The sequence below is a fragment of the Coleofasciculus sp. LEGE 07092 genome (assembly GCF_015207375.1).
GTDB lineage: Bacteria > Cyanobacteriota > Cyanobacteriia > Cyanobacteriales > Coleofasciculaceae > LEGE-07092.
Window position 1 is genome coordinate 1 of record NZ_JADEWY010000097.1, and the last position, 26735, is coordinate 26735.

Annotated in this window: 22 protein-coding genes, 1 tRNA gene and 2 pseudogenes; 14 read left to right on the plus strand and 11 right to left on the minus strand. The window is 46.8% G+C overall.

Features of this window, described 5'->3' with window-relative positions:
• On the minus strand, positions 1 to 396 hold a 396-nt coding region (locus tag IQ257_RS21000; RefSeq protein ID WP_193933188.1), incomplete at its 3' end, for a DUF4359 domain-containing protein.
• A 211-nt stretch (positions 397 to 607) separates the two neighbouring features.
• On the opposite strand from IQ257_RS21000, the gene IQ257_RS21005 reads away from it, so the two are divergent.
• The 5 genes from IQ257_RS21005 to IQ257_RS31625 all read left to right on the plus strand — a co-directional run bounded on the left by IQ257_RS21005 (position 608) and on the right by IQ257_RS31625 (position 3482).
• Positions 608 to 680, plus strand: a tRNA-His gene (locus tag IQ257_RS21005).
• A 181-nt stretch (positions 681 to 861) separates the two neighbouring features.
• A complete protein-coding gene (locus tag IQ257_RS21010; protein WP_193876213.1) occupies positions 862 to 1314 on the plus strand; it encodes a CHAT domain-containing protein in 453 nt (150 codons plus the stop codon).
• Positions 1315 to 1506: 192 nt separating this feature from the next.
• Complete coding sequence (locus IQ257_RS21015; RefSeq protein WP_193876211.1) at positions 1507 to 2472, plus strand: homogentisate phytyltransferase; 966 nt, start codon at positions 1507 to 1509, stop codon at positions 2470 to 2472.
• A gap of 123 nt (positions 2473 to 2595) precedes the next feature.
• A complete protein-coding gene (locus IQ257_RS21020) occupies positions 2596 to 3228 on the plus strand; it encodes a DUF488 family protein (RefSeq protein ID WP_193876209.1) in 633 nt (210 codons plus the stop codon).
• Positions 3201 to 3482: a dual OB domain-containing protein gene (locus IQ257_RS31625; protein ID WP_416207933.1), complete on the plus strand. Its 282-nt coding sequence runs from the start codon at positions 3201 to 3203 to the stop codon at positions 3480 to 3482. Before IQ257_RS21020 ends, IQ257_RS31625 begins: the two co-directional genes overlap by 28 nt.
• A 134-nt stretch (positions 3483 to 3616) precedes the next feature.
• Here IQ257_RS31625 and IQ257_RS21025 read toward each other — a convergent pair.
• Positions 3617 to 3850: pseudogene (locus IQ257_RS21025) on the minus strand (hypothetical protein); the annotation flags it as partial.
• 55 nt (positions 3851 to 3905) lie between these two features.
• Here IQ257_RS21025 and IQ257_RS21030 point away from each other — a divergent pair.
• Entirely contained in the window at positions 3906 to 4670 is a 765-nt protein-coding gene (locus tag IQ257_RS21030) for a tetratricopeptide repeat protein (RefSeq protein ID WP_193876207.1), read from the plus strand.
• Positions 4671 to 4683: 13 nt separating this feature from the next.
• Here IQ257_RS21030 and IQ257_RS21035 read toward each other — a convergent pair whose 3' ends face one another.
• Together IQ257_RS21035 and IQ257_RS21040 are read right to left on the minus strand one after the other, a co-directional pair.
• Positions 4684 to 5529 carry a hypothetical protein gene (locus IQ257_RS21035; RefSeq protein WP_193876205.1) on the minus strand — a complete coding sequence of 282 codons (846 nt, stop codon included), beginning with the start codon at positions 5527 to 5529 and terminating at the stop codon, positions 4684 to 4686.
• Between the two features lie 125 nt (positions 5530 to 5654).
• A pseudogene (locus IQ257_RS21040) lies at positions 5655 to 6355 on the minus strand (rhomboid family intramembrane serine protease).
• Positions 6356 to 6642: 287 nt separating this feature from the next.
• On the opposite strand from IQ257_RS21040, the gene IQ257_RS21045 reads away from it, so the two are divergent.
• From IQ257_RS21045 to IQ257_RS21065, 5 genes are all read left to right on the plus strand, one after another.
• A complete protein-coding gene (locus tag IQ257_RS21045; protein WP_193876203.1) occupies positions 6643 to 7923 on the plus strand; it encodes an ATP-grasp domain-containing protein in 1281 nt (426 codons plus the stop codon).
• 170 nt (positions 7924 to 8093) lie between these two features.
• A complete protein-coding gene (locus IQ257_RS21050) occupies positions 8094 to 8987 on the plus strand; it encodes a succinate--CoA ligase subunit alpha (RefSeq protein ID WP_193876219.1) in 894 nt (297 codons plus the stop codon).
• 403 nt (positions 8988 to 9390) lie between these two features.
• Positions 9391 to 10731, plus strand: coding sequence for a cytochrome P450 (locus tag IQ257_RS21055; RefSeq protein ID WP_193876201.1), 1341 nt, complete (start codon positions 9391 to 9393; stop codon positions 10729 to 10731).
• A 20-nt stretch (positions 10732 to 10751) separates the two neighbouring features.
• Entirely contained in the window at positions 10752 to 11792 is a 1041-nt protein-coding gene (locus tag IQ257_RS21060) for a medium chain dehydrogenase/reductase family protein (RefSeq protein ID WP_193876199.1), read from the plus strand.
• A gap of 234 nt (positions 11793 to 12026) precedes the next feature.
• The gene (locus IQ257_RS21065) at positions 12027 to 13316 is read left to right on the plus strand and encodes a serpin family protein (RefSeq protein ID WP_228060889.1); all 1290 of its coding nucleotides are present in this window, start codon (positions 12027 to 12029) and stop codon (positions 13314 to 13316) included.
• Here IQ257_RS21065 and IQ257_RS21070 read toward each other — a convergent pair.
• Together IQ257_RS21070 and IQ257_RS21075 are read right to left on the minus strand one after the other, a co-directional pair.
• Positions 13313 to 13957, minus strand: coding sequence for a glycoside hydrolase family protein (locus tag IQ257_RS21070; RefSeq protein WP_193876197.1), 645 nt, complete (start codon positions 13955 to 13957; stop codon positions 13313 to 13315). The genes IQ257_RS21065 and IQ257_RS21070 overlap by 4 nt on opposite strands.
• Before the next feature lie 182 nt (positions 13958 to 14139).
• Positions 14140 to 14799 (minus strand): SDR family oxidoreductase, encoded by a 660-nt coding sequence (locus IQ257_RS21075; RefSeq protein WP_193876195.1) that lies wholly within the window; start codon positions 14797 to 14799, stop codon positions 14140 to 14142.
• A gap of 244 nt (positions 14800 to 15043) precedes the next feature.
• Between IQ257_RS21075 and IQ257_RS21080 the strand changes: the two genes are divergently transcribed.
• Positions 15044 to 15757 (plus strand): DUF1997 domain-containing protein, encoded by a 714-nt coding sequence (locus tag IQ257_RS21080; RefSeq protein WP_193876193.1) that lies wholly within the window; start codon positions 15044 to 15046, stop codon positions 15755 to 15757.
• 3 nt (positions 15758 to 15760) lie between these two features.
• Here the strand turns inward: IQ257_RS21080 and IQ257_RS21085 are convergent, their stop codons facing one another.
• On the minus strand, positions 15761 to 16141 hold the full coding sequence (locus IQ257_RS21085) for a hypothetical protein (RefSeq protein WP_193876191.1): 381 nt from the start codon (positions 16139 to 16141) through the stop codon (positions 15761 to 15763).
• Positions 16142 to 16319: 178 nt separating this feature from the next.
• Between IQ257_RS21085 and hslO the strand changes: the two genes are divergently transcribed.
• Complete coding sequence (gene hslO / locus IQ257_RS21090) at positions 16320 to 17219, plus strand: Hsp33 family molecular chaperone HslO (protein WP_193876189.1); 900 nt, start codon at positions 16320 to 16322, stop codon at positions 17217 to 17219.
• A gap of 210 nt (positions 17220 to 17429) precedes the next feature.
• Positions 17430 to 19511 (plus strand): chromosome segregation ATPase, encoded by a 2082-nt coding sequence (locus IQ257_RS21095; protein ID WP_193876187.1) that lies wholly within the window; start codon positions 17430 to 17432, stop codon positions 19509 to 19511.
• 241 nt (positions 19512 to 19752) lie between these two features.
• On the opposite strand, the gene IQ257_RS21100 is transcribed toward IQ257_RS21095, so the two are convergent.
• The 4 genes from IQ257_RS21100 to IQ257_RS21115 all read right to left on the minus strand — a co-directional run bounded on the left by IQ257_RS21100 (position 19753) and on the right by IQ257_RS21115 (position 26700).
• Entirely contained in the window at positions 19753 to 22959 is a 3207-nt protein-coding gene (locus tag IQ257_RS21100; protein ID WP_193876185.1) for a glycoside hydrolase family 9 protein, read from the minus strand.
• A 492-nt stretch (positions 22960 to 23451) separates the two neighbouring features.
• Complete coding sequence (locus tag IQ257_RS21105; RefSeq protein ID WP_193876183.1) at positions 23452 to 24516, minus strand: LOG family protein; 1065 nt, start codon at positions 24514 to 24516, stop codon at positions 23452 to 23454.
• Between the two features lie 314 nt (positions 24517 to 24830).
• Entirely contained in the window at positions 24831 to 25154 is a 324-nt protein-coding gene (trxA, locus tag IQ257_RS21110) for a thioredoxin (protein WP_193876181.1), read from the minus strand.
• Between the two features lie 382 nt (positions 25155 to 25536).
• A complete protein-coding gene (locus IQ257_RS21115) occupies positions 25537 to 26700 on the minus strand; it encodes a GuaB3 family IMP dehydrogenase-related protein (RefSeq protein ID WP_193876179.1) in 1164 nt (387 codons plus the stop codon).
• Positions 26701 to 26735 lie beyond the last annotated feature (35 nt).

Below are 26735 nucleotides of genomic sequence, written 5' to 3' on the forward strand. Positions count from 1 at the left end.
CTTTTGCCTGGCTTGGTAGGTATAAAATTTTTGAAAAACTCCCAAGGTTTCAAACTCATAAGCGGGTAATAAGGAATTGATATCTAAATCCGTGCGGTAAATGCTAAACAATAACCAGTTTTGTCGCTCTGTCGTTTCAGAAATAATTCCCTGAATCTGCGGGCGTCCGGTGTCTACGAGGGAGCGACACTGACGCTGTACAATCTCGGAATCTAGCTGAAGGAACCCCAGCTTTGTAGGAGCTTGCTTGCAAACCTCATCTTTGAGGTAGAGTGATAGCTGTTCGACAGCATACTGCTCGTAAGCCTCCTGGTTTGGGTTCGTCAGTCCCAGTACTGTTCCTAGCACTACCAGTGTTACTCCCCCCACTGCCGCCAAAATTTGTAATGGTTTCATAGTACTGTTTTAACTAATGGTAGGGGGAGTGGGCTTTTGCCGTGAGCGTCAGCGTTCGACACTTCGAGAAGCCTCAGTGAACACTGAGCGTCTCCGCCTAAGACCTGTCAAAGGGTCACGCCGAAGTCCGAACGGGAGTGGGCGAGCTTTTTTTTATTTTTAGTTTGGCTTCTTAATTTTTTTGCAAGATGCTATACTAGGAAACTGGATGGCGAGCGTAGCCAAGTGGTTAAGGCAGTGGATTGTGGTTCCACCACTCGCGGGTTCGAGTCCCGTCGTTCGCCCTGGATTCAGCTCAGGGAAGGATAAACTTCCCTAATCTTTCCCTAAATTAAGCTATTATTCTGTTCCATTGGCGGGCGGAAGCACTGAACTTGGATAGGCTCCCCGGTGGAATAGCTAGTCAGAGCATGGTGATTTTCCCGCTCCGGAAAGACATTCTCAGCGTGTGAATTCATACTAGAAGTGACAGATTTAACAGATAGATCTGCCACATTAGCAATTGATGAACCCAAACATGAGGGCGCTAATCCCCTGCCCAGCTCAAAACGAGAAGTTCAATCTGCGATCGCTTCTTTCCCAAACCACAACGTTCTCAGTCACGAACAAGCAACCAGAGAAGCCATTCTCGCTGCATTACCCGATCACAACGTTTTGCACTGTTCCTGCCACGGCAAAGCTAACCTGCTAGAACCCATCAACAGTGGTCTTGCCATGACGGGTCAAGGCGAAGCAGCCATCCTAACCCTGCGTGACCTCCTCGACCTCAAGCTCAACGGCATCCGCCTCGTCATCCTCTCCGCCTGCGAAACCGGACTAGCAGGAACTAAACTAGCTGATGAAGTCATCAGCCTGCCCAATCGCCATCCCTCAGCAACCGTTAATCAAGAAAAATACTTTGCTCAAATAGCTTTCTGATAGGGACTCATCCCCCCAAAAGGCAACCGAGAGCGATCGCAACACCCATCCTCCCAAAACGCCGAAATCTTAAACCTCGCCCCACACTTAGGACACTTCGACAACAAACCGTGATTCTCTTACTCCTACTAAGGTAGAATTTTCCTGACCCACTTTGCTCTAAGTTTCCGAACCCCTCACCTATCGCTATTGATGAGTCAACTTTCTTCGCAAACCTCTACCCATTCATCCCTCAATCCCCTTAAACAACCAACTGACTGGCTCTATGCCCTGTGGAAATTTTCTCGCCCTCACACTATCGCAGGCACTAGTCTGAGTGTCTTAGCTTTGTATCTAATTGCTCTAGCCATGACTGGCAGTGGGCTATCCTCTCAGAATTTAGGGCAATTGCTGGGAACTTGGATATCCTGCTTGTGTGGCAATGTCTATATTGTCGGACTCAATCAACTTGAAGATGTGGAAATTGACCAGATCAATAAACCCCATCTTCCCATTGCAGCGGGTGAGTTTTCCCGACAGCAAGCCAAGCTTATTATCGCTCTCACCGGTATCTTAGCACTCCTCTTGGCGGGCTGTCTGGGTGAGTGGTTATTCTTGATGGTTAGTATTAGTTTAGCGATTGGCACCGCTTATTCACTGCCGCCGATTCGGTTGAAGCGGTTTCCTTTTTGGGCAGCACTATGCATTTTTTCGGTGCGGGGAGCCGTTGTCAATTTAGGACTGTTTTTGCATTTTAGCTGGGTGTTGCAGGGAAATGTCATGATACCGACGCCTGCGGTATGGGCGCTGACGTTGTTTGTTTTAGTCTTTACTGTTGCGATCGCTATTTTCAAAGATGTCCCTGATATGAAGGGTGACAAACAATACAATATCAACACCTTTACGATTCGATTGGGTAAGCAAACCGTGTTTAACCTAGCACGGTGGGTGATCACTGCCTGCTATGTAGGCATTATTCTAGCTGGTGTTTTATTGCTTTCTGCGGTTAATCCCCTATTTCTGGGTATTACTCACTTAGCAGCCTTAATTCTTTTGTGGTGGCGCAGTCAATCGGTAGACTTGCAAGATAAAGGTGCGATCGCTAGTTTTTATCAATTTATCTGGAAACTCTTTTTCTTGGAATATCTGATTTTTCCGGCAGCGTGTTTACTGGCTTAAAATTGGACTAGATAACCTAGGCTGAACTAATATGACGGTAACAGAGCTTCTTCCCACTCTCAAAAATCTTTCCCGTGCCGACAAGCTAAGTTGCAAAACTAACCTTCTGAGGAGCAAGTATTGATGGAGTTGTTCACTATTGGTCACTCTAACCACACAATAGAAGGTTTTATCTCTTTACTACAGCAACACGAGGTAACTGCTCTTGCTGATGTGCGCTCACATCCATACAGCCGTTTCTTGCCACACTTCAAACGCAAAGAGTTGAAAGAAGCTCTATCAAGGGAAAGAATTCACTATGTATTTTTGGGACAAGAACTAGGCGCAAGATCCAACAACCCAGAGTGCTATATCGATGGAAAAGCCGTTTACGATAAGATTGCTGCAACTGAGACATTCCATGAGGGAATTCAAAAGGTTTTAAAAGGATTAAAGAAACACAGAATTACATTAATGTGTGCGGAGCAAGATCCTTTAATCTGTCACAGAGCTATCTTAGTTTGTCAGCATTTATGTCAGTTTAACTTACATATTAATCACATTTTGAAGAATGGCGAGTTAGAGTCTCATTATGACCTAGAAGATAGAATGCTCAATAAGCATGGTTTTAACATTAAGGGAGAACCAGTTCAACTCTCTTTATTTGACAAGGAATTTAGTAACTTGTTAACAAGAGAGGAGTGTTTAGAAAAAGCTTATAAGCTTCAAGGTGATGAGATTGCCTACGTATTTATCAACGTCGTACCCTTCAATTAGTTCACAGTGTCAGCTTTTCTGCTAAAAACAGTGAGTTTAATAAGTGGCGAGGTAATCTTCAAACTGCTAATGGCCAATGTTTGAAAGATGCAAAGATAACAGACCCAGTTTTTGTTGACAAACTAAATGCCGGATATCAACCTAAAAATAACTGTTTGGTAACTGTGAGTCTCAGTATGCCTTATCAACCTTATCCTGAGTGGGAGGGCGAAGCTCCGTGTTGGAAGTTAATAGCAGGTGTAATAGAGCTGTGATATACACTGTAATTTGACCCGCCCATCCCCCACCTTGAACTAACACTACAAAACCCAAAATACCCACAAAAGGGGTGCAACAAAAGCCACACCCCCTCACCTAACTAACTCAACTCAAACAAGCCGCCAAATCCTCATCCGGTGCTGTACAGCACTTTGCGAGTCGGTGTGGTACAGTCCCCCCCTTGATAAGGGGGGCTAGGGGGGTCATGTATGTAGTCTATTAACTTGAAAACCGCTGTAATCGCCTTCAACTGATACTTCTCCGATAACAACTGGAAAACATTAAGAGAAATAAACGCAGGTAACGTTAGTCCCAAACGAATATCCTTAATTCCCAAATAAAGCAGCGTCAACAAAAATGACACAGAACTTCTCTATCTATATTTTCGCTAAAATTATATAAGCCCTGGAGTACCCCGGATGGTTGATACCTCTCAACAGATTGATGTTATTGCTGCTGCTGCCGTGGGGATTTGCCTAACGCTTATTGGTTTTTTCCTTTGGAAAGCGATCGCTATCTCATCCCTTTTCCAAAAAGGCGTCACGCTTTACGAACAAAAAGACTACCCAGGTGCAGAAGCCGCCTTTCGCCGAGTTAGGGAACGACAAGGCAGTAACGACATGGTACGCTTGTTGCTGGGAAATGCTTTGGTAGCCCAAAACAAGCTAGATGAAGCTATTGCTGTATTCTGGGAACTAATGGAGCGATCGCCTAAAAATCCAGATGCCTATTTGAAATTGGCAGACGCCTTGATTCAGCAAGGAAAATTAGAAGAAGCACTCCCTGTTTTTCAACAATTAATTCGCCGCAATCCTAAAAATACAGAGATTCCTTTTCAGGTAGGGTTGATACTTTCCAGGCAAGGCAGATTAGACGAGGCGATCGCAGAGTATCGAATCCTAACAAAAGAAAATCCTGATAATGCTGTAGCTCATCTTAACTTAGCCAACATCCTGATAGCGACAGGCGAGTTAGAGGAAGCCATGCACCAGTATCAAACGGCAATTCGTCTCGATATTAAAAAACCAGACGCTTATTGGTATTTTGGAGACGCTTTAAACCAACAAGGCAAATCGGAAGAAGCTCTTGCTGTATGGCGAAAAGCCCTTCAGCGTCATCCTAATGATAAAGTGGCTCAGTCCAGAATTAGGCAAACTCTCAAAGCACAAGGTAAATTAGGGTAAATCCCTCTTCAAGTTATCGTGCCCCAGCTTCTATGGCAGAATTGGCGATCGCACTCATAACCGCTTCCTCCTCAGTGACATTCCTGCCAATCCCTTTCAACTCAATCCGATAAGTCATACCTTTCCACACCCATTCAAGGGTAGATGGCAGACAGAAACTATTGCATCTGCTCGGTGTAAAGTATCCCTGGATGCCCTTAGCCAGAAGAATTTCTTGAGTCAACCAATCTACCGGAGAATAGGCTGAATCCACTGGCTTGGCGCTAAATGAACCAAGGGTACAAGCTGGAATTCCATCACAATTTTGCTGCAAACGTAAAGCAATGCTGTAGGCGTTGCGCCCAGCATAACTGTTTACATAAATCTGTTGTTTGAACGGCGGCAGTTCACTGGGTAAAAAAATTGGCACATCTGTTTGTTGCTGGAGTTGTGGCAATTGTTCAGCAAATAGATTAGCTACAGGGGGTTGTTCTGCTGGTGCGCCTCGAGCACGACTGACTAACGTGCGAGCCATATCACGGGGAATGCCATACTGGACAAGTGTGCTAGGGGCGAGGGTGCCGCGACTTGTCACAATAACTCGCCACTGCTCGTTTTCGTTAATCAGAACTGTTTCCCCTTCACTTTGTCCCCAAAACCAGTTGGCAAGGGCATAGGAATCAACCCATGTAATTGTAGTGACTTCAGCAGCGATCGCAGAAACTCCCCCTCTCTCGAGCAAATCGAGCAGCACCACTTTCCGAATTGCTGATGTCTCTTCAGCTACAGCAGAAATCGGAGCTATAACTGTTGCCAGTAGTAAGACACTGCCCCATAGGGTTAGGCTGGCAATGTACCCAAGTAAGGCTCTAGCCTTCATTTTTTAATACAAATCATTATTACCAGTTTATTGGTTCTCGATCAAAAAAAGCCGTCTTTTATATTTCTCTCATTATGGAACTTGATGCTCTGCTCAGACTCATCCACAAGGGCATGGGGGAGTTCCTATCGTTCTTCTTCAGAAAATAAGCCCAGTAAGGGAGCGAGAATTGCACCGAAAACAAAGCCGCCAGCATGAGCCCAGTAAGCGATGCCACCAGTATCCATACCCACATCAGTAGTTACACCGACACTAGCAACACCACTGAAGGCTTGTTGCACAAACCAGAACCCCAAGAAAAAAACGCCGGTATTCTAATACTTGTGATAAAAAAGCCCAAAAATACTAAGGTATTGATTTGTGCTTGGGGAAATTTCAGAATATAGGCACCCATGACTCCAGCAATAGCGCCACTGGCTCCTAAGGAAGGAATTGCCGATTGAGTTGCGAAAATGTACTGAGACAAAGCCGCTAAGATGCCGCAAGTAATATAGAAGATTATGTATTTGATAGGCCCTAGTCGATCTTCAATATTGTTGCCAAAAATCCACAAAAACAACATATTACCGCCAATATGCAAAAAACCACCGTGGAGGAACTGGGATGTCACTAATGTCAGGGGTTCCGGCACAGGCTGATTGACGGGAATGCCTCTAAAGCTTGCCGTTAACTCCTGAGGAACAACAGCATAGAGCTCGAAGAACTCATTGAGCTGGGGTGGAGCCAGACTCAGCTCGTGGATAAAGACCACAATATTGATAGCAATCAGCGCATAGGTAACATAAGGGGTTATCCGCGTCGGATTATCATCGCTAATGGGAAACACAGATGGCGTTCCTATTTATTCGAGAACTGGGCAAACAATAACACGAATGAAAGGAGTTCAGACTAGTTTTCAGGGAGTGGGGAGATGGGGGAGAGAGAAAAGGACGAATGAGCTGCTATTACTTCCCTACCTTTCCCACCACTGATTGGTTGACTGGTGAGACATTCAGGACTAAGCGGCTCCCCAGCGCCCCCGCTTCCCAGCATCCCGTTCGGTGAGGTTTTTTGTAACGTTAAAGATTAAGAGCGTTAAATGTTACGGCAAAACCCATTCTTAAGACCCCATTCATGGATTTACTGGAATATCAAGCCAAGGAATTATTTCGTGAGATAGGCATTCCTGTTCTATCGGCTCAGCGCATCGACCATCCCAGAGACTTGAAGCGTTTGGAGATTCCCTATCCGGTGGTACTCAAATCTCAAGTCCCAAAAGGGGGACGAGGGAAAGCAGGTGGTATCCGATTAGTAGAAAATACCATTGATGCGATCGCCGCAGCGCGGGCAATTTTCAACCTGCCGATTCTCGGTCAGTACCCGAAAGTCCTGCTGGCGGAATCCCACTACGACGCCCAGAAGGAATTTTATCTGGCAGTTATCCTCGACTATGCACTCGGGCGTCCGGTTCTATTGGGTTCTTCTCAAGGAGGCATTCATGTCGAAGGAGTCATGGCGCATATGCAACGAATCGTAGTCGAGCGAGAGTTTTCTCCCTTTTATGCGCGGCGTCTGGCTTTCCAAATGGGACTCCAAGGAGAGATCATCGAGTCCGTCAGTGAAATCGTGCAGAAGATGTATCAGCTTTTTGTTCAAAAAGACCTAGACTTAGTGGAAATTAATCCCCTTGCTGTCAGTTCCACGGGTGAAGTCATGGCTCTAGACGGCAAAATTGCAGTCAACGACAACGCCTTAGGTCGTCATTTGGAGTTGCTAAATCGGGTATCGAGCCTAACAGACCGATTACAGCTCACCTCCCAACCCACTGAACTGAAATGGACTGACTGTGAAGGCAATATTGGCATTCTCTGTAACAGCACCTGTTTGGCGGCTGCAACCCTAGATTTAGTGTATCAAGCCAAAGGAAAGCCAGCCAGTTGTTTAGTCGCAGACGGTTATGCCAGTTGGGATTTGCAGTTGCAGTCTTCTCCTGTACAACAACTGCAAAGAGCGCTACAGCAATTTATAGAGACTCGCGGTATTCAAGTTGTATTGGTGAATATTTTGAGCAGCGCTGCTGCTAGCGAAGCTGTAGCTGAGGTGATTGCCAATTACCTGCTTTCTACAGTTGGGCAAAGACCAGAACTCAAGGCTGACAACCGACTCCCAAGACCGACGGGTGTACTATTAGATTCCCGCCGAGGTCGCAGCAATCCCAGCCGTTCCGTTCGCGGACAATCAACCCCTGCCACTGCATTCCCTCACTTTGTGATCCGCGTTGGAGGTGGGAAAATTGATTCGGTAAAAGAACGTTTGACTGAGTTTTCTGTCGATTGGACAGACAGCTTAGAGCAAGCTGTTGCCAAAGCCGTCTCCTTGGCTAAGTCCGCTCTCAGTCCGTCTGATAGGCTTTGATTGAAAATAGGTAGGTGAGGCACGAGACACTATCAGGGGACGATGTTCATCTGAGTCGCACCCGAGATACTCCCTATACCCCATTGAACAAGAGCAATCGCTCTGAAGGGTGCCTCGCCTGCCAATACCTGACCGTTCTTGTTAAGCTCGAACTTTGCATCTATGACGCTATGAACTTGACACCAGATAGCAACGTTTTGATACAAGGGATTACACAACCACTCGGTTCATATTACGCTGCCCGCATGAAAGCCTATGGCACGAATCTGGTGGCTGGAGTCAGTGTCGGTCATGGAGGGCAACAGGTTCATGACATTCCTGTGTTTGACTTGGTAGAGCAAGCGATTTCAGAAACCGGATCAGTCGATACGACGATTATTTTTGTAAAATCCTACCGGGCGTTGGATGCTGCCCTAGAAGCAATAGACGCAGGAATTTCACAAATTATTCTGGTGACGGGAGGTATTCCTCCCCTCGATATGGTTCGCCTTCTACGGAAAGCCCAAGCTACCGATACTGTCATTGTCGGACCGAGTAGTTCTGGGATTATTGTGCCAGGAAAACTTTTGCTGGGAACTCAAGAGAGTGAATTTTATACCCCCGGTTCTGTAGGGCTAATCAGTCGCGTCGGTCCTCTTACCTACGAAGTTGCCCTAACGTTAACTCAGGCAAAACTCGGGCAGTCCATGGGAGTAAACCTAGGCAGTGATCCGATTGTAGGTTCCTCGTTCCATCGGTGGCTGCAAGTTTTGGCAACGGATAAGGACACCAAAGCGATTGTTTTAGTCGATAAAACCGGCGGCAGTAGCGAAGAAGCCACGGCTGACTATATCACCAAAGCGATTAATAAACCTGTAGTTGTTTACATTGCCGGATACTATACCCCTGAAGACAAGCAATTGGGTGACGCCAGTGCTATTATTGCTGCCCAGCTATCAGGACCTGTGACTAGCGCCACGACTGCCCAACATAAAATTGAAGCGTTTAAACAGGCAAAAGTCCCTGTGGCAGAACGCCTTTCCCAGATTCCAGATTTAGTGAAGAAGGCACTCAAAAATGGTTAAATCCATATAAAAATTGTGGAAATTTTTTAAAGTATACCCCCTAACTATCAAGACCCATTACTATATTTTACCCTCTCTCTTTAGGCTGACCTTATCAGACTCTTTTACCTGTTACCCCCCGAGGAGTATATACTAGTTCCAATTTCTAGCATTTCCCAGTCTGGTGAGGTACACCCTGATGAAGGCAGGGAGTAGGCTTTTACCGTGAGCGTCAGCGTTCGACTGAGCGTCTCCGCCCTGAGACGGTCGTTGGGTCACGCCGAAGTCCGAACGGGAGTAGGGAGTAGGGAATGGGACTGTACCTCATGTAAATGAGAACCGCTATAAATGAGCAAATTTAATTAAATTGACTGCATTTTTAGTTTGATTGAACAACCGTTGAAACTTAGCAACAAAACCTATCATGAGTCAATTTATAGTTGAACTACCCAGTCCAGAAGGAAATACTCTAGTCGGAAACCTTATTGATTTAGGTCATGATCCACTAGGGTTCTTAACCCAATGCGCTCGTGACTACGGGGGTATCGTACCGTTGCGGTTGGGATTAACCCAAGCTTGTCTGATTAGCAACCCTGACTACATTGAAGAAGTTCTAAAAAATCAAGATACCTTTATCAAGAGTCGCGGGTTTCGGGCATTACGCAGCTTGCTGGGTGAAGGACTTTTAACCAGTGAAGGAGAAACGTGGTTTCGCCAGCGACGCCTTGTTCAACCTGTATTTCACCAGAAGCGCATTGCTGGATATGGAGAGGTAATGGTTGCTTATGCTGAAGGACTATTGGATAGCTGGCAGGATGGAGAAACTCGTGATGTCCATGACGATATGATGCGCCTCACGTTGAATATTGTGATGAAGACAATTTTTAACCAAGATGTTACCGAGGGTGATGCCAAAAATGTTGCCCAGGCGTTGGATGTGGCGATGGATTGGTTTGAGTCTAAGCGCAAGCAAAATTTTCTATTTTTGGAATGGTTTCCTCGACCCGAAAATATTCGCTACAGAAATGCCATCCAAAAGATGGATGAAACGATTTATAGCCTTATCAATCAACGGCGCAACAGCACAGAAGAAGTAGGGGATTTACTGTCAATGCTGATGCAAGCCCGTGATGAAGAGGACAATAGCCAAATGAGCGATAAGCAATTACGAGATGAGGTAGCAACTCTGATGTTAGCAGGGCATGAAACCACTGCCAATGCTTTATCGTGGACGTGGATGCTTTTATCTCAACATCCAGAAGTGCAAGCTAAATTACAAGATGAGTTACAAGCGGTTTTGGGAGGACGTTCTCCCACGATTGCAGACCTGCCTCACTTGCAATACACCAGTAGGGTAATTAAGGAGTCGATGCGGCTTTATCCCCCTGTGGCACTTCTCGGTCGGGAAGCGGTCAAGGATTGTGAAATTGGTGGCTATGGTGTGCCAGAAGGATGCCTGATTCTAATTAGTCAATGGGTAATGCATCGTGATTCACACTATTTTGAAGAGGCAGAAGTATTTAAACCAGAACGTTGGGCAAATGATTTAGAAAAGCAGCTTCCTAGGGGAGTTTATATTCCCTTTGGCGATGGACCTCGCATTTGCATTGGTAAGGGGTTTGCATTGATGGAAGCAACGTTATTACTTGCAACAATTGCTCAGACGTATCAACTAGAACTCGTACCAAATCACCCGATTGAACTGCAACCGTCTATTACCCTGCGACCAGAACAGGGTATTAAAGTAGTTTTGAAGAAGCGTTAACATTTAGTCTTGGGTTAGTAATGAAGTACAAGCGTGTTGTCATCACTCGTCATGGCAGTCGAGACGTTTTACAAGTGGTTGAAGATAACCTGCCAGAACCCCAATCAGGGCAAGTGCGCGTGAAAGTCTTGGCGACTGGTGCTGCGTTTACTGATGTGTTGATGCGCGAGGGACTTTACCCCGATTTGCCCGGTGTGCCATTTTCTCCGGGTTACGATATTGTCGGCACGGTAGACCAAGTGGGTGATGGGGTATCCACTCCGAAAGTGGGGCAGGTGGTGGTTGCCATGACCATAATCGGGGGGTATGCCGAGTATATTTGTTTGCCTGCACAAGATGTAGTGCCTGTGCCTAGGGGGGTTGACCCTATTGAGGCGGTTTGCTTGGTGTTGAGTTACGTCGCCGCTTACCAGATGTTGCACCGAGTTGCTAAGGTTAAACGGGGAGAACGTATTTTAATTCACGGTGCAGGAGGGGCGGTAGGTTCGGCGCTACTGCAACTGGGAAAGTTGAAAGCGTTGGAAATGTTCGGTACGGCATCCCAGAGGAAGCACGAGTTTGTATCGAGTTTGGGGGGAATTCCCATAGACTACAAAACTGATGATTTCGTGCAACGCATTCAGGAACTTACGGGCGATGGTGTAGATGTTGTTTTTGATGGAATTGGTGGGAGTTACTTAGGGCGGTCTTACCGGACGCTACGCCCCAAGGGACGATTAGTGAATTACGGATTTTCGTCAACCCTCGGTTTTAAACGGGGGCGGTTTTTCCGATTAGTTTCGAGTTTAGCGCAAGTGTCCTTCTTGAACTTGCTTGCCGATGGTCGCATGAGTGTATTTTACTCGATTGCGTTAGATAAAGAAAGCTATCCTGATTGGTTTCAAGAAGATTTAAACGCTTTATTAAATTTGCTGAGTGAACAAAAAATAAAACCTGCGATTGCTTATAAAATACCGTTAATTGAAGCAGTTCGCGCCCATGAATTGCTAGATAGTTTCGGGGCGATGGGTAAGATTATTCTCCTCTGTGGTAATGGATTGGATAACGGATGTAACGGATGATTATTCCCCCTATTGCGCACCCTACACCTTAAGGCTCATCGACGTGGGAAAGTTTTAAATCTAGCAGACTACAAAATATTTACCGAAACTTCACAATTTTCAGCCCATTCTTCAAAAAAGCTAAAGCTACACTAGAAGAAAGTCCTTCCCGATTCTACTGAATAAATCTTGTAAAAATTAGAGCGACTAACTGTTGCTAGTGAAGGGCTAGAGGCAATGAAAAGGATACAGCGTATGAGTTGCCGGACGTTTGCCAACGAATCGACGTTGAGGATGAAAATCACAAGTCGGTTTATCGTTGCTGCTTCAATAGCTCTGACCGTACTGAGCTTGGTAGGATGGGGAGATGCCAAGGAATCTGCTAATGCCCAAGAAGATACCAGCCTACAGACTTCCAATCCGGTCGTGAATGCCGAGTTGGTTGCTGCTGATAATCGGTTCAGCTTTAAGTTATTTTCGGAGATTCTCAAGCAACAGCCTAACGAGAATATTTTTGTCTCTCCTTCTAGTGTAGCGATCGCCCTGGCTATGACCTACAATGGCACTGGCGGTGAAACTCGGCAGGTGATGGCTCAAACCTTGGAATTAGAGGGGATGAGTCTCGAGGAAATCAACGAAGGTAACGCTGCCCTGAACACGTCCCTGGAAAATGCTGATCCCCATGTACAGCTTTCGATAGCTAACTCTCTCTGGACAGCAGAGAGTAAACCTGTCAAGCCAGAATTTTTGCAAAACATCCAGAACTTTTACGAGGCTAAAGTTCAAAATTTGAACTTTGGCAATCCCGCAGCGCCATCAATTATCAACGCTTGGATTCAGGAAAGTACCAACAACAAAATCGACAAGATTGTAGATCCAGGAGACATTACATCAGGCACCGTTTTTGTTCTGATTAACGCCATCCATTTTCTGGGAACTTGGAGTGATCCATTTCCCAAAGAGGCAACGGTAGAACGTCCATTCACGTTATTAGATGGAACTCAGAAGCAGCACCCGATGATGTTCCAGGAAAGCTACTATTCGGTTCGGGGCTATCAAAATGATCTATTTCAGGCGATTGAACTGCCCTATGGAGATAGACGGTTGAGTATGTACGTCTTTCTCCCCAATTTGGGAGTCAGTCTCAATACCGTCTCTGAAAACCTGAATCTGGAGAATTGGGAGAACTGGATGAACGAGTTCCAGTATGATGAAGCACCCCTTTTGATTGGTTTACCCCGCTTCAGCTTAGAATATGATATCGATCTCAAAAATGTTCTCAAAGCCTTGGGAATGGAGGTAGTTTTTGGGGAAGATGCCGATTTCTCTGCCATGACTCCCAGAACTATATCGATGAGCGAAGTCAAGCATAAGACATTTGTGGAAGTGAATGAAGAAGGCACTGAAGCATCAGGAGTAACATCGATAGGCGGCACCAGAGGTTCACATACCGAGATAATTATTAACCGCCCCTTTTTCTGCATGATTCGGGACAATCAGACAGGAGCAATCTTGTTCATGGGCATGATTGTAGAACCTAATTAAACCTGACCAGCTTTTCGCAATTCATCGATAAGCATTTGCTGGTAAATTCCGGGTAAGTAGCCAGTCATTGCGTTCGTTTCTATCCCATAGCCCAGACTCGTCCAAGTCCCGGATAACTGCCGCAATACCCGCTCCAGCCTTCCTTGCTGTAGTTGCGCCGAAATATCCATGCCCCATGCTTGCTTGTCACTCAACCAAGCGTAAACCACTGCATCCTGATATTGCGGCTCAAAGCTATAGTTTTTCCAAAGCCAAAACTCCCAAGGTCGGGGGTGATAGCGCTTCGCCTTGTCGTACCAAGTGGTGTTGATAAACTGATACCGTCCTGCTGCGGTTGTACAGTTACCGACATTGGGTCCGGCTACAATTGGCACACAGCGTTCGGGATGATGACTCAAATCCCAGACATACTCGCCCCCATAGAGAACTGCATAGGGACGGGATACATTCGCCTCACTTGCCGAAATCGTTCGCATTAAAGCACGAATGTAGGGGTCTCCCCCCTTCATCACCAAGGGCTGAGTGCCGTTGCCACTGCCTGGAGAATTAAAAATTGATAAATTTGGTCGATATCCCGCACGCAGCTCCAACAGCACGATGAGTATCACCAATAATTTAACCCAATTAATGAGTCCCTTCATGGCAAATTGCTAGATATTCCTAGCCTGGAGTTTTAAGTGACTACCAGGGTGATGACCGTACCAAATGTTAATTATTCTTATTCTGCCTTAAAAATAGCCCTAAGATGCACTTCACTTCTCGATTTGGCTAAAACTTCTGTCACCAGAAGTGCCCTATCGCGCCAAAGCCACCGCTTTACCCATCAGGCTACATTAGCAAATAATTCTCGCCAACTGCGATCGCTAGCCTCTGGACGAGCAATCACTTCGACTATCTTATTTTGCGCCTCCGCTTGCAAGAGCGCCTCTATACAAACTTGAGCCACTTTCCGTCGAGGAATACTACCGTCAAACAGTGTATCTGCCGATGACATGACTACAGGATCGGGGTTATCTTCATTTTTGAGCCCACCCGGTCGCACAATCGTATAAGTCAAGCCGCTCTTCTGGAGGTATTCCTCTGCTTGCTTCTTCCACACCAAAATCAGCCAAAACAGATTGAGGGGATGAAAAAATTGGGATACGCACAAAGAAGAAACCATGACAAACTGCTCGATGCCCTTTGTTTTGGCGACATCGACCAAATTTTTACTGCCTTCATAGTCCACCTTATAAGGACTCGTCGGGTCAAAACTAGGACTAGCACCCGTAGCCGATAAAATTACAGTACTGTCGCCGATGGCAGCACTCAGGCTATTGGGTTCCAATACGTCTCCCAGGACGAGTTCCGCCTCCGGTGGCAGAACCTCTTTTCCTTTCTCTAAGTTGCGGACTAAAGCGCGGACGGGAATATTGCGTTTCACTAACTCTTGAACAATCCGGCGTCCCGTCTGACCCGTGGCTCCAGCTACAAATGCTTTCATCAAATCTTCCTAAAACACCTCTAGTTGACTCCCATACTCTCAGGCTATGCTGAGAAAACGAGATACTTCACTCTGATAGCAGCCAACTCTCTCTGTCTTAATTGTATGAACTTTCGATAAACATACTAGCAATGTGCTGGTCTTTACCGTAAAGCTAGAAAAGTAAAGTGAGAATGTACAACAAACAAGCATCTGTGGGAATTCTTAATAGTGGCAGCTAGCAACCGACTAAAGTAGAGCCTATATGCATTCGCAGTACACTGACAAGCAATCGATTGAAATAGAGCCAACCCAGTTTCACGTTCTATCCCCCTTGGCAGAGCCTGATACTTTAGTGACTCAATCTCCTTACTCGACCAGCGAGTATTCTCAGTTTTACGGGTATTTTCAAGATGGCGTGGAGATGTATGCTGAACCCGAGCGAGTTACTGCCTATCTGGACACCCATCAGAATTGGTTTCGTCGCTGCGCCCACCCGATGAAAGCTGAACCCCTTGGGCAGAATGGTTACGCTTTAGTTATTGGACGCTTTGGCTCCTTTGGATATGAGGTAGAACCGAAGATTGGTTTAGAGCTTTTACCCCAACAGGATGGAATTTATCGAATTCAAACCATCCCAGTACCCGATTACATCCCCCCAGGGTATGAGGTTGACTTTCAGGCGTCTCAAATCTGCGTAGCCATACCCAGTAGCGAGTATTTCCGAGAGCAAGATACTGAGGGAATTGAGCTACCCCCAACCGTTACCCGTATCGAGTGGGAACTTCATTTAACCGTTCGTATACGGTTCCCCAAATTTATCCAAAAGTTGCCCCAGTCTTTAGTTCAAAGTACAGGCGATCGGGTTTTGCGGCAAATCGTGCGACAAGTTTCGCGCCGCTTGAGCAGTAAAGTCCAGGAGGATTTTCACCACAGTCTGGGCATATCTATGCCCAAACCCTTAAAACGACGTTTATAAGTCTCACGCCTTTGTGATAAATTCCCGCAGCCGCAGCAAAGTAAGGCTTTGACCCAGATTGAGCGGCAGCAAAGATACCCCTTCTAGGCGGGACTGTACCCAACCTTCTCCCCAGCACCACTCGTGATATCCGTCAATTCCCTGACTCAAGAGCAAGCGCAAACCGTTCGATTGAGCAACGTCCACTTGATGTTGAATGGCGACGGGTCCAAGCCAAGTAGTAAAGGTTAATCCTGGATGGAGTTGTTCCGGTAGTCCAGCAGAAAAACCCTGGGGCAGAAGCCACTGGCGTAATTTGTCTGACTGTAACAAGCTATCGGCGATGGCATTGCCGGAGGCTTCTACTTCAATGCGGAGATGGCTTTTTTGAAAGGTTCCTAGCATAGTTTTTGAGATAGGGAAATGACTTGACTCAACCGTAGACTTCTTGCAGAAGTTGGGAATAGGGAATAGAAATTGATAAAATCGAACATTTCCAAGAGGTCTACTCTAGATTCACACTCACACCAGGGACCAGACCTAAAATAGAAAGTGAGTATGTAAAGAAGTGTAAGGGTTTTTCATGGCTGATCAGTTAATTCGCGCCACGGCAGCAGAGGGTGGGATTCGAGCTGTCGGCGTTATCACCACGCGCCTTACCGAAGAAGCCCGACAGCGTCATAAGCTTTCCTACGTTGCTACCGCTGCCCTCGGTCGCACCATGTCAGCGGGTCTGTTGCTGGTTTCTAGTATGAAGCGAGAAGGGTCGAGGGTCAATATTCGTATCAAGGGTAACGGACCATTAGGAGGGATACTTGTCGATGCCAGATTAGATGGAACCGTAAGGGGGTATGTTGATAATCCAACCGTTGAACTTCCACCGAATGAACGCGGTAAACTGGATGTCGGCGGCGCAGTTGGTCACGAAGGCTATCTTTATGTGGTTCGGGATGTTGGCTACGGCTATCCCTATTCCAGTACAGTTGAGCTAGCATCTGGCGAAATTGGTGATGATATTGCTCATTACCTGCTTACTTCCGAACAAACCCCATCGGCACTAGTTGTTGGTGTATTTGTGGAGCCAGAAGGTGTGACAGCATCTGGAGGTATACTCATTCAAGTTTTGCCCAAGGCAGCTAGAGATGAAGCCCTTGTGCAAATTTTAGAATCTCGCATTGCCAAACTCTCCGGTTTTACTCCCCTATTGCAAGCAGGCAAAACCCTACCAGAGATTTTTACCGAGCTTTTGGGGGATATGGGTTTGGTCATGATGCCAGAAGTCCAACTCGTGCGTTTTGACTGCCGTTGCTCGTTTGATCGGGTTTTGGGAGCATTGAAGATGCTAGGTGAGGCAGAACTCCAGGATATGATTGAAAAGGATGATGGAGCCGAAGCTAAATGCGATTTTTGCGGGGAAGTTTACCAAGCGAACAGCAATGAACTGGCTCGGTTGATTGAAGATTTGCGAACTGAGTCGGTGTAAGACAAGATTAGACCTCTTGCAAAGGTTGGGTTTTACAGGCTTCTGTTCCCCCTTCCCTATTCAGGAGTTTCCGAATAAGAACAACAAGTCTATAACCTGCATATTTCCTCAAAGGATGTAGCTTTTTCCATCTGGGGGGAGTAGGATGACAACTATTGAGAGTGCGATGAAAGCCCGTAGGATAAGGCATAGGGAGTGGTGGAGTGAGTTATGACCAGAAATCGAGATATTTCCAACCGCTGGACGATTTGGCAATCAGCAAAGCCAGGTCATGTCAAGGGTTGGCAAGGACAAAGCCGTCCTCCGGAGCGACATCCTAGAGAACGTTTGAACGCAGACGTTTCACCCAGCTCTTTTCCCCCGTCTCCTGCCAATCAGATAACGCCGCAACACCAAGGCACATCCACCCTCGGAAGTCCCCCTCCCTCAAAACAACCTCGAAATCGTAAGGGACGCTTTTCCTTAAGTTGGCAGTTTTGGGCAGCTATTATCGTTCTGATTTTTGGTAGCGTGGGATTCACCGCCGTAGCGCTGCTGCTGAAGCTGCCATCCGTACCGAATTGTCCGTCTACTTTTTGGCCCACCGCTTCGGCATCAATGCGCCTCTACTGCGCTCAACTCGCTGGCAACAAGCAAACAACGGATGATTTGTTAGAAGCGATCGCACTAGTAGCGGCACTGCCTGAAGACCACCCGTTGCGCCCGGAAATCAATCGCTATATTGAACAATGGTCGATGGATATCTTGGCAATCGGCGAGCAGAAGTTTCAGGCAGGTCAGATCGAGGAAGCGATCAAGATTGCCAAACGCATTCCTAGCGGTGTCGCTGCTCAAAAGCTAGTTAAACAACAGATTGATCGCTGGCAAGATATCTGGGCAAAAGCGGAGGCAATTTATGAAAAAGCTGAAGAGCAGCTTAGGGAATCCAACTGGAATCAAGCGTTCAGAGAAGCTGTAAAACTAACGTCTATTGACAACCAGCACTGGGCTACGTTTAAGTACAACCAACTCCTCGATCTCATTCAAATCGCTCGAGAAGACAGCCAAAAACTGGATAAAGCGTATCGATTGAGTAAGAGTGGGAGAGTAGAGGACCTTTTGGCAGCCATTAAGGAAGCCGAGAAAATCTCTCCCAAGAGTTTTGCTTACAAAGAAGCTCAAGATTTGATTGCTGAAAGTGGCAACAAGCTGTTTAAACTAGCGCTCAACCAAATCAAAGAGCGCAGGTGGCAAAATGCTTTGGATATTGCCAACAAAATTCCCGATAGCGCCAAGTTACCGGAAGTAAAGTCAGACTTGATTGACCTAGCTAATGCCATAGCTCGTGCTGAATCGGGAAATCTTGGGGATTTGGAAGTCGCAATAGCTTTGGCGCAAAATCTAACGTCTGATCGCCCGCTCTACAATGAAAGTCAAGACTTAATCGACCGCTGGCAGCGAGAAATGGACGATGTAGCACGGCTCGAGAGAGCGCGAGTTTTTGCCAGTTCGGGGTTAGTCAATGACCTCAGACTCGCCATTTCCGAAGCCCAACAAATTCCCAGAGTGAATCCCCGCTATCAGGAAGCACGTACTTCTATTGGAGAATGGACTCGTCAAATTGAGACGATAGAAGACCGCCCCTATCTCGACCGGGCAACTCAACTTGCTAGTTTTGGTGGATTGGCATCCTTGCAAGATGCGGTTCAAGAAGCCCGTCGCATTACATCCGGTCGCGCCCTTTACAAGGAAGCGCAAGCAAAAATCAGCGAGTGGACTCGTACCATTCAACAGATGCAAGACCAGCCTTATCTTGATCAGGCAAGGACACTGGCGAATTCCGGGAACCTCAACGGTGCGATCTCCGCTGCCCAGCAGATTAAATCAGGACGGGTTCTTTCTAGTGAGGCACAAAATAATATCAGGCGTTGGCAAACAGAAGTCCGAGGGCAGGAGCTTTTGCAGCAGGCTTACCAAACCGCCAACCCAGGCACCCCAGACGCGATCGCGCAAGCTATTGCCCTTGCAAGTCAAGTTCCAAAGGCGGCAAAGGTTAGGGGAGAAGCCTCAACCGCAATCGAACGCTGGAGCTACCAACTCCTTGCCATGGCACAAGACCGCTCATCGTACAACGTGACCGAAGCGATTGCGATCGCTAAAAGGATTCCCTCCTATACAGAAGCTCATGAAGCGGCTCGACTCCAAATCCAGGCGTGGGAAAGAAGCTTAGAACCGCCTCCACCGATTTTGGAGTTACCCTCTGGCACCGATGCTCAACTCACACCAGAGCATCAATTACTGAATGGGAACTAAAAAGGAATTAGCTGCCTATCCCTCCTCTGTCAGACTCCGAAAAATGGGGGTCAAGCCCCGCACTTTTAGGGCGATGAGGATGTCAATCACAGCTTAGTGCCATGAAAAAAGCCGCGTTTCTAAACCAACGCGGCAGTTGACATTCGCAAGGATTTGTAGTACACCCTAAAGAACGATTGTTTTTGAGTTTTAACAAAACTAACTCAGTACAGGATGATCCCCTCAGCCATCCTGTCGTCTTCTAGACCGCTACCAAAATCGAGCTACTCAATCCTGTCAAGGCATCAAGATTAACCCCTGCAATGGTATCGAGTGGTTGTCCCCCAAATTCCTGGTACATTCTAGCCAAAGCACCTGTTAACCCAGCATTGTAGTCCATCGCCACTTCGTTACTAATGTAGTCGTCGCGCCTGTCATCATAAGCAACATCGTTGGGTGAAGAAGGACCACCGACAAGCGCCCCGTAGAGAGTGTGTAGATTATTGCGGGAATCGCTGATATTAGTCACCCCAGAGGCAGCACGGTGGTGGGGGTTCAGTGCATAATCATCACCAAAACCAACCATGTAACTAAAGTTTCTAGGATTGTCACCGAGGATGTAGTCAATTTGCCCCTCAGCAAAGTCACTGTATTTACCGTTGGGGTCATTAACTGTATCGGCATATACACCAGCCAAGAATGCTGTGTTTGCACTGTAGCGCAGGGAACCCCACTGACTCACCCATGCGAGTCCACCGTCGGTGTAAGTAATACTGCCGCCAGGAGTCCAGTTATTCAGCCAGCTTTCAACATCACTCTTATACTTAGATTTCCCAGTTTCTTGAGCGAGCAGGATACCAGCACCATAGGATTTATCATCCCACGATTGTGTCCATCCTGAATTAATGCCCTGGTACAAACTCTCGGCTTTGTTGAGATACTTTGTATCTGTACTACCTTTTGCCTCAATTGCTTTGTGCAGCCAAGTAGCACCCCAAACTAGCTCGTCTTGGTAACCGCTGAAGGAATTGTAGAATTGACCCGCATCAGGGATAGAATCAGAGTACTTACCGCGATATTGGTCAGCAAAATCGTAGAGTTGAATGGCGTTCTGAAGAAGCTTATCAGCGTAAGCCTTATCAGTGGGTCGGAAAACAATCGAGGCAGCAGCAAGGGACGCAGCCGCTTCGCCTGCTAAGTCAGAACCGGGATTTTGACGGTCAATCTTGAAAGATGGACGCGCCATGGTCATGTTTTCCGGAGCGCCCCAGTAGGCGTGGTCGAGATTACCGTCTCCAACTTGTCCGTAAAACTCTTTGGTGCCTTGACTATCTGTAACGTGAGCTTTGAGAATGTAATCTGTCCCCCACTTGATAGAGTCAAGGATAGAAGGAAGTTGACCGCTTTGCTGGTAAGCACCTCGGTATTCAATCGCGCCCCAACCCAGCATCGTCAGCGATGAAGCCCCAGGCAAGCCAAACTTAACATGGTCGCCTGCGTCGTAGTAACCACCTGTCAAGTCCCTACCAACATCGGCACCATCATTCAGCGCAGAATCACCACGCCAGGGGATAGGATTAGTTGTAGGTAGGTCGCCAGAACGTTGAGCGTAGTAAAACAAGATAGACTTCTGAAGCGCTTCCCCATAATTAAAAGCCCCTTGCTGAGGAGGGGGTTGAGATGCATCGTCGTTGACAATAGTTCCTATCCCTTGACTGTCCCCAATTGTCGCATTGGTGGCTCCGGAGAGATTAACCTTAAAGGTTTCATTGCTCTCCACTGTCGTGTCACCAATCACAGGTATGCTAAAGGTCTTAGAGGTGTCACCCGGATTGAATGTCAGCGTGCCGGATTTGGCAGTGTAGTCAGAACCCGCAGTAGCTGTGTCATTGGCAGTACCATAGTTAACCGTGATGGCCTGAGTGCTAGCTGCTGAAAGGTTGACGGTAAAGGTAGCATTTTTAGTGCCAGTGTTGCCCTCGGTGACGCTGACATCATTGATGGATAACAGGGGTAGTACGGGAGCAGAATCATCATTATCGATAATCGTGCCGATACCTTGACTATCCCCAATGGTGGCGTTGGTGGCTTGGGAGAGGTTCACCTTAAAGGTTTCGTTCGCCTCATCCAGGGTGTCACCGAGGATAGGTACGGTGAATGTCTTGCTGGTTTGCCCTGGGGTGAATGTCAAGATGCCAGATTTGGCAGTATAGTCAGACCCAGCAATGGCTGTGCCATTGGCAGTGGCGTAATTCACGCTGACTGCCTCAGTGCTAGCGGCTGATAGACTTACCGTAAAGGTCGCGTTTTTAGAGCCACTATCGCCTTCAGTGACACTTACATCATTAATTGCAAGAGTTGGTTGCGTGGGTGAACTACCCCGTGGAACCAGTTCAATGTAGTTGACATTGAATGAGTCGGTGAGCATATCCAAGCGCAGTTGTTGACTGCCGGCGCTGAGATTCACCCCTTGAGCTGTCACGTTCTGCCAAGACTGCCAGCCCCCTGTACCACCAAAGTTGAGGGTTTTACTTTGACCGCCAATCGAAGCCTTTAGGCTGCGCGTACCTTCTACGGCTGAAGCAACACGGGCAACGATGTCATAGGTTCCGGTGGTAGGAACTTCGACATTATAGGTGAGCCATTCCCCTTGCTGAATCCAACCGACGTTGTAGCCACCGCCCACATCCGTGGTTGCTTGGATATCAACACTATCTGAGCGGAATGCCCCCCCGGTGTTGCCAGAGGTTTTATCAAAGAAACTTACATAGTTTTCCGCTTGAATGCGGATAGGTGTACCGGGTGGGGGAGAGGTTGAGTCATCATTGTTAATCGTACCGACTCCCTGACTATCAGCGATCGCGGCGTTGGTAGGACTTGAGAGGTTAACCCTAAATGTTTCATTACTCTCAACCGCTGTGTCACCGTTGACAGACACACTGATTGTTTTCGTGGTTTGACCAGGATTGAAGGTGAGCGTGCCGGATTTGGCGGTGTAGTCGGAACCTGCTGTCGCTGTACCATTGGCAGTGCCATATTGAACCGTCACAGGCTTATCACTGGCTTGGGAGAGTGTAACTTCAAAATTGGCGAGAGTGGTGCCAGCGTCGCCTTCAGTGATGGTTATATCGTTAATAGAGAGCGTAGGCAGGGGTGAAGTTGGATTAATCGGCTGCCCGTTGAGAAGGTAGTTGCTGGGTTCAGTTGCAGTACCACTACCGTTAAATCCGAAAGAGAGGCTACCGCCAGCAGGGAGAGCACCGTTATGACTCAGGTTGCGTATCGTGTAGCGATTGCCTTGGCGACTGACAATTTCTGCATTCCAGAGGTTGGTAATTTGGAAAGGAGCTTCAAACTCCAACGTCCAGCCATTTAAGTTACTGGTGCCAGTGTTCGCAATAGACATACTGCCCGTGAAGCCAATTCCCCAATTATTGGCAACGTCAAAGTCAACAGCAAAAAGACTCATTATTTAGCTCCTGTTGAGTAATTTAATTCCACAAAAAACAGATTTGTTGACTGCTTAAAAACAAGCAACATTCTGATTAGTCAAGCGTTTTTGGATGTAGGTCTTGAAAATTTATGCCTCCTATATTCTAAGAATATTTATCTGCTTATTGGTTGGATTTACAGCAGGTTTTTAGTAAAGTTTTCTTGAAGATTTGATAAATTTTTCTCTGTATTTTTGGTTAAAGTTTTCAAGAAAATATTCCCCATTGAAATGCAAATATTAATTTTTCCAAGCAATAAAAATTACTGTTATTTGCTGCGACAAAAAAGAATTCAAAATCAATATTCATATATGTCCTAATCGTCTTGGCAGTTGCTATAATTTGCTATAAATCCGTATTCTAGGCTACAAAATATAGCGATTCTTGCTTCAGTGACGTTTAATTTTTCACAAAAAAAGGGGGAAGGTAGAGGTTACTTTCCCTTATCCCCTTCGTCACTATTTAGTAGCTTACTTGCGTTCTGGATGAGTGGCTTCCACACAGGCAGCTCCGATCTGATTAATAACCCCTAGCAGTTGATAAAGACGACCCGAATCTCTACGGTTAAAGTAAAAAATCAACCGTGGAAGTTCAGCCGTTTCATCAGGTAATTCTTCGGGTAAAGCCTTACTTTTTTCAATCTGACCTTTAACTAATAGGTCACTAAACTCAGCATTGAGTTGCTCAACATCAGCATCTGAGATTTCAGATTTAAGACGCAGCACGAAGCGATCGCCAACATAGCGACTGGAGTGATAGACTCGGTAAAAGTTATGAATGGCTTCGTAAGCGACATCTACGTTGTCAGTGATTGTATAAAGGCTGGTATCTTCTGGGCTGACTAAACCGTTTTTAATCAGATGCTTGCGAATATAAGCATCCCAGTCTTTCCAGTAGCTGCCCCCTGGTCGATCGATTAGCACCAGAGGGACGGGTTCCAATCGACCCGTTTGGCAAAGGGTTAAGCATTCAAACCCTTCATCTTGCGTGCCAAAGCCACCTGGAAATAGAGTGATTGCATCGCTTTCTTTAAGGAAAAATAGTTTGCGTGTGAAAAAATACTTGAACCGCATGAGTTTGGAGTCCCCTTCGATATACGAATTGGTCCCCTCAAACGGAAGCTGAATATTAAGTCCAAAGGAATTTTCTGAACCCGCACCCAGATGACCGGCTTCCATAATGCCACCTCCAGCACCAGTCATAACCATAAATCCGTGCTGGGTTAAACAATGGGCAAACTCTGCTGCCAGCTTATATTCGGGAGTATCTGAGCTGATTCGTGCTGAACCAAAAATTGTAACTTTCCGAACGTGGCGATAAGGATAAAAAACCTGAAATGCCTGCTCCATATCTTCTAGGGAGGAGGTTAAAATTTTCCAGTCCAGACGCTCGATTTCTTCTGCAGTCAGCCGAACTAGCACACCTAAGGCTCGTTGAATCCATTTCCCATGTTCCAGGCTGGGGAGATGATCAATGAGTGCCGCTAAATCTGTTTGAAGTGACTTAAGGGCATTCTCAGAAGGAGATAGAGTCATTGCTTCATTCACTGACGGCACTCTATTCTAGCCAGATTTGTCTGTGATCGTCAGTGAGATCTAAAATATGAGTTAAATTGGGCAAAGAGATTGCCGTAGAACTGCCTACTTCTGTAACAGCGGCGCTGTAAAAAAACTAGACCCCCTCTAAAGCTCAATTTAGTGGGGGAAATGTTGTGGAATTGAGAAACATACATTCAGGCACCAGGAGGGCAAACACAAGTGCCATCCCAGATCAAAATTGTGGATGTAGATCTTGACCGCACCCACAAGCCTAACTCCCTTATAACTAGCGATCGCCAATAGCGATCAATTTAGAGATACTTTTCTAGTGTGTTTGCCAACGTGGTTTTAGGAACTGCACCCACTACCATATCGACTCGCTGCCCTCCCTTAAAAATCATCAAGGTAGGAATGCTGCGAATACCGTACTGGCTTGCTACGTTAGGATTCTCGTCGGTGTTGAGCTTAACGACTTTCACCTGACCTTCATATTGCTGCGCAATTTCATCAACGACAGGTGCAACCATCCGACATGGACCACACCAGGGAGCCCAAAAATCAACTAAAACGGGAACATCACTGTCTAGTACGTCTTGTTTAAAACTGGCGTCTGTAACTTGTACGGCTGTTGACATGCCTGGAAATCCTTGCGTGTAGTGTTTCTAGGTTTATTTGTAGCTGGGTATATTTTACCACAGCCAAAACCCAGCTTCTCTGCATTAAAACCTATATATATTCAAGCAGAAGAATGGAGAAGTTCATGGGTTCAGAATGGTCTGAACTCGGAGCAACTTCAGAAAAGGAACCGCCCGAACGCAGTCCGGGCGGAGTGTGGTGTGAGGAGTGAACGGAAACATTCGTCTCCGCTTCCTCTATTGTAAGCGACTGATTGAAATTTGGTAGGGAGATGTTGCCAAACTATATCAAGGGGCAGACACTTTGAACAATTACTTCAACGGCAGCATCTGTAGCTGACGCCAACAAGTTTTTACGAGCAACTGCCCTGACCGGCTAGCCTTATTTACCCATACCCAATTGCTGGGCTTTCTGGTAAACTTTACCTTCGGTCAGCAGCGACGGAGCAATAACCACTTCGACTTGCTGCATTTCTTTAATATCTTTAGCTCCCAAGGTTCCCATGCTCGTTTTCAACGCCCCCAAAAGGTTATGGGTGCCATCATCGAGTTGGGCAGGTCCCCTCAAAATTTGTTCTAATGTACCTGTGCTGCCCACCTGAATCCGTGTTCCTCTAGGAAGAACCGGACTGGGTGTTGCCATTCCCCAATGAAAACCGCGTCCGGGTGCCTCTTGAGCACGGGCAAGGGGAGAGCCAATCATCACAGCATCGGCACCGCAGGCTATGCATTTACAGATGTCCCCCCCCGTAATTAAACCCCCATCTGCAATAACAGGAACATAGTTGCCAGTTTCTTGGTAATAATCATCACGGGCAGCAGCACAGTCAGCAACTGCCGTAGCCTGAGGGACACCCACCCCCAAAACACCCCGAGACGTACAAGCCGCACCCGGACCAATGCCCACTAACACGGCAGCCGCACCGGATTTCATCAAGTTGAGTGCTACCTCGTAAGTCACACAGTTCCCTAAAACCACTGGCATGGGCATTTCCTGGCAGAACTGCGCTAGGTCGAGGGGAGTGACTGACTCTGGAGAAAGGTGAGCAGTGGATACTACTGTCGCTTGTATAAACAGCAAATCCGCACCAGCCGATGCCACAACCTCAGCGTATCGTAATGCTGCCACTGGGGTTAGACTTACTGCAGCAATACCCCCTTGGTTTTTAATTTCTTGAATCCGCTGGGTAATCAGTTCCGGCTTAATCGGCTCGGCATACAGTTCTTGCATGAGGTTGACAAACTCTGACTTGCCGACGGCAACAATACGCTCCAGTACTGGCACCGGATCAGCATAACGAGTTTGAATTCCCTCTAGGTTGAGAACTCCCAATGCACCTATTTCAGACAAAAGTGCTGCCATTCGCACATCTACCACTCCGTCCATCGCACTAGCGATAATAGGAATTTCCCGCTCAATGCCGCCGATAGTCCAGCCAGTGTCTGCCAATCTGGGGTCTAGGGTTCGCTGTCCAGGGACTAGTGCGATTTCATCAATGCCGTAGGCTCTGCGAGCTGTCTTGCCTCGCCCAATTTGAATATCCACGCTTCTCTCAATTTGTTCCCAAGACTATTTAAGCT

Excerpts from the sequence above, each read along its gene's own strand:
- IQ257_RS21100 (WP_193876185.1), bottom strand. The coding sequence starts at position 22,959 with ATGAGTCTTTTTGCTGTTGACTTTGACGTTGCCAATAATTGGGGAATT.
- IQ257_RS21080 (WP_193876193.1), top strand. The coding sequence starts at position 15,044 with ATGCATTCGCAGTACACTGACAAGCAATCGATTGAAATAGAGCCAACC.
- IQ257_RS21055 (WP_193876201.1), top strand. The coding sequence starts at position 9,391 with ATGAGTCAATTTATAGTTGAACTACCCAGTCCAGAAGGAAATACTCTA.
- IQ257_RS21070 (WP_193876197.1), bottom strand. The coding sequence starts at position 13,957 with ATGAAGGGACTCATTAATTGGGTTAAATTATTGGTGATACTCATCGTG.
- IQ257_RS21035 (WP_193876205.1), bottom strand. The coding sequence starts at position 5,529 with ATGAAGGCTAGAGCCTTACTTGGGTACATTGCCAGCCTAACCCTATGG.
- IQ257_RS21020 (WP_193876209.1), top strand. The coding sequence starts at position 2,596 with ATGGAGTTGTTCACTATTGGTCACTCTAACCACACAATAGAAGGTTTT.
- trxA (WP_193876181.1), bottom strand. The coding sequence starts at position 25,154 with ATGTCAACAGCCGTACAAGTTACAGACGCCAGTTTTAAACAAGACGTA.
- IQ257_RS21045 (WP_193876203.1), top strand. The coding sequence starts at position 6,643 with ATGGATTTACTGGAATATCAAGCCAAGGAATTATTTCGTGAGATAGGC.
- IQ257_RS21015 (WP_193876211.1), top strand. The coding sequence starts at position 1,507 with ATGAGTCAACTTTCTTCGCAAACCTCTACCCATTCATCCCTCAATCCC.
- IQ257_RS21085 (WP_193876191.1), bottom strand. The coding sequence starts at position 16,141 with ATGCTAGGAACCTTTCAAAAAAGCCATCTCCGCATTGAAGTAGAAGCC.
- IQ257_RS21065 (WP_228060889.1), top strand. The coding sequence starts at position 12,027 with ATGAGTTGCCGGACGTTTGCCAACGAATCGACGTTGAGGATGAAAATC.
- hslO (WP_193876189.1), top strand. The coding sequence starts at position 16,320 with ATGGCTGATCAGTTAATTCGCGCCACGGCAGCAGAGGGTGGGATTCGA.
- IQ257_RS21105 (WP_193876183.1), bottom strand. The coding sequence starts at position 24,516 with ATGACTCTATCTCCTTCTGAGAATGCCCTTAAGTCACTTCAAACAGAT.
- IQ257_RS21075 (WP_193876195.1), bottom strand. The coding sequence starts at position 14,799 with ATGAAAGCATTTGTAGCTGGAGCCACGGGTCAGACGGGACGCCGGATT.
- IQ257_RS21060 (WP_193876199.1), top strand. The coding sequence starts at position 10,752 with ATGAAGTACAAGCGTGTTGTCATCACTCGTCATGGCAGTCGAGACGTT.
- IQ257_RS21030 (WP_193876207.1), top strand. The coding sequence starts at position 3,906 with ATGGTTGATACCTCTCAACAGATTGATGTTATTGCTGCTGCTGCCGTG.
- IQ257_RS21095 (WP_193876187.1), top strand. The coding sequence starts at position 17,430 with ATGACCAGAAATCGAGATATTTCCAACCGCTGGACGATTTGGCAATCA.
- IQ257_RS21050 (WP_193876219.1), top strand. The coding sequence starts at position 8,094 with ATGAACTTGACACCAGATAGCAACGTTTTGATACAAGGGATTACACAA.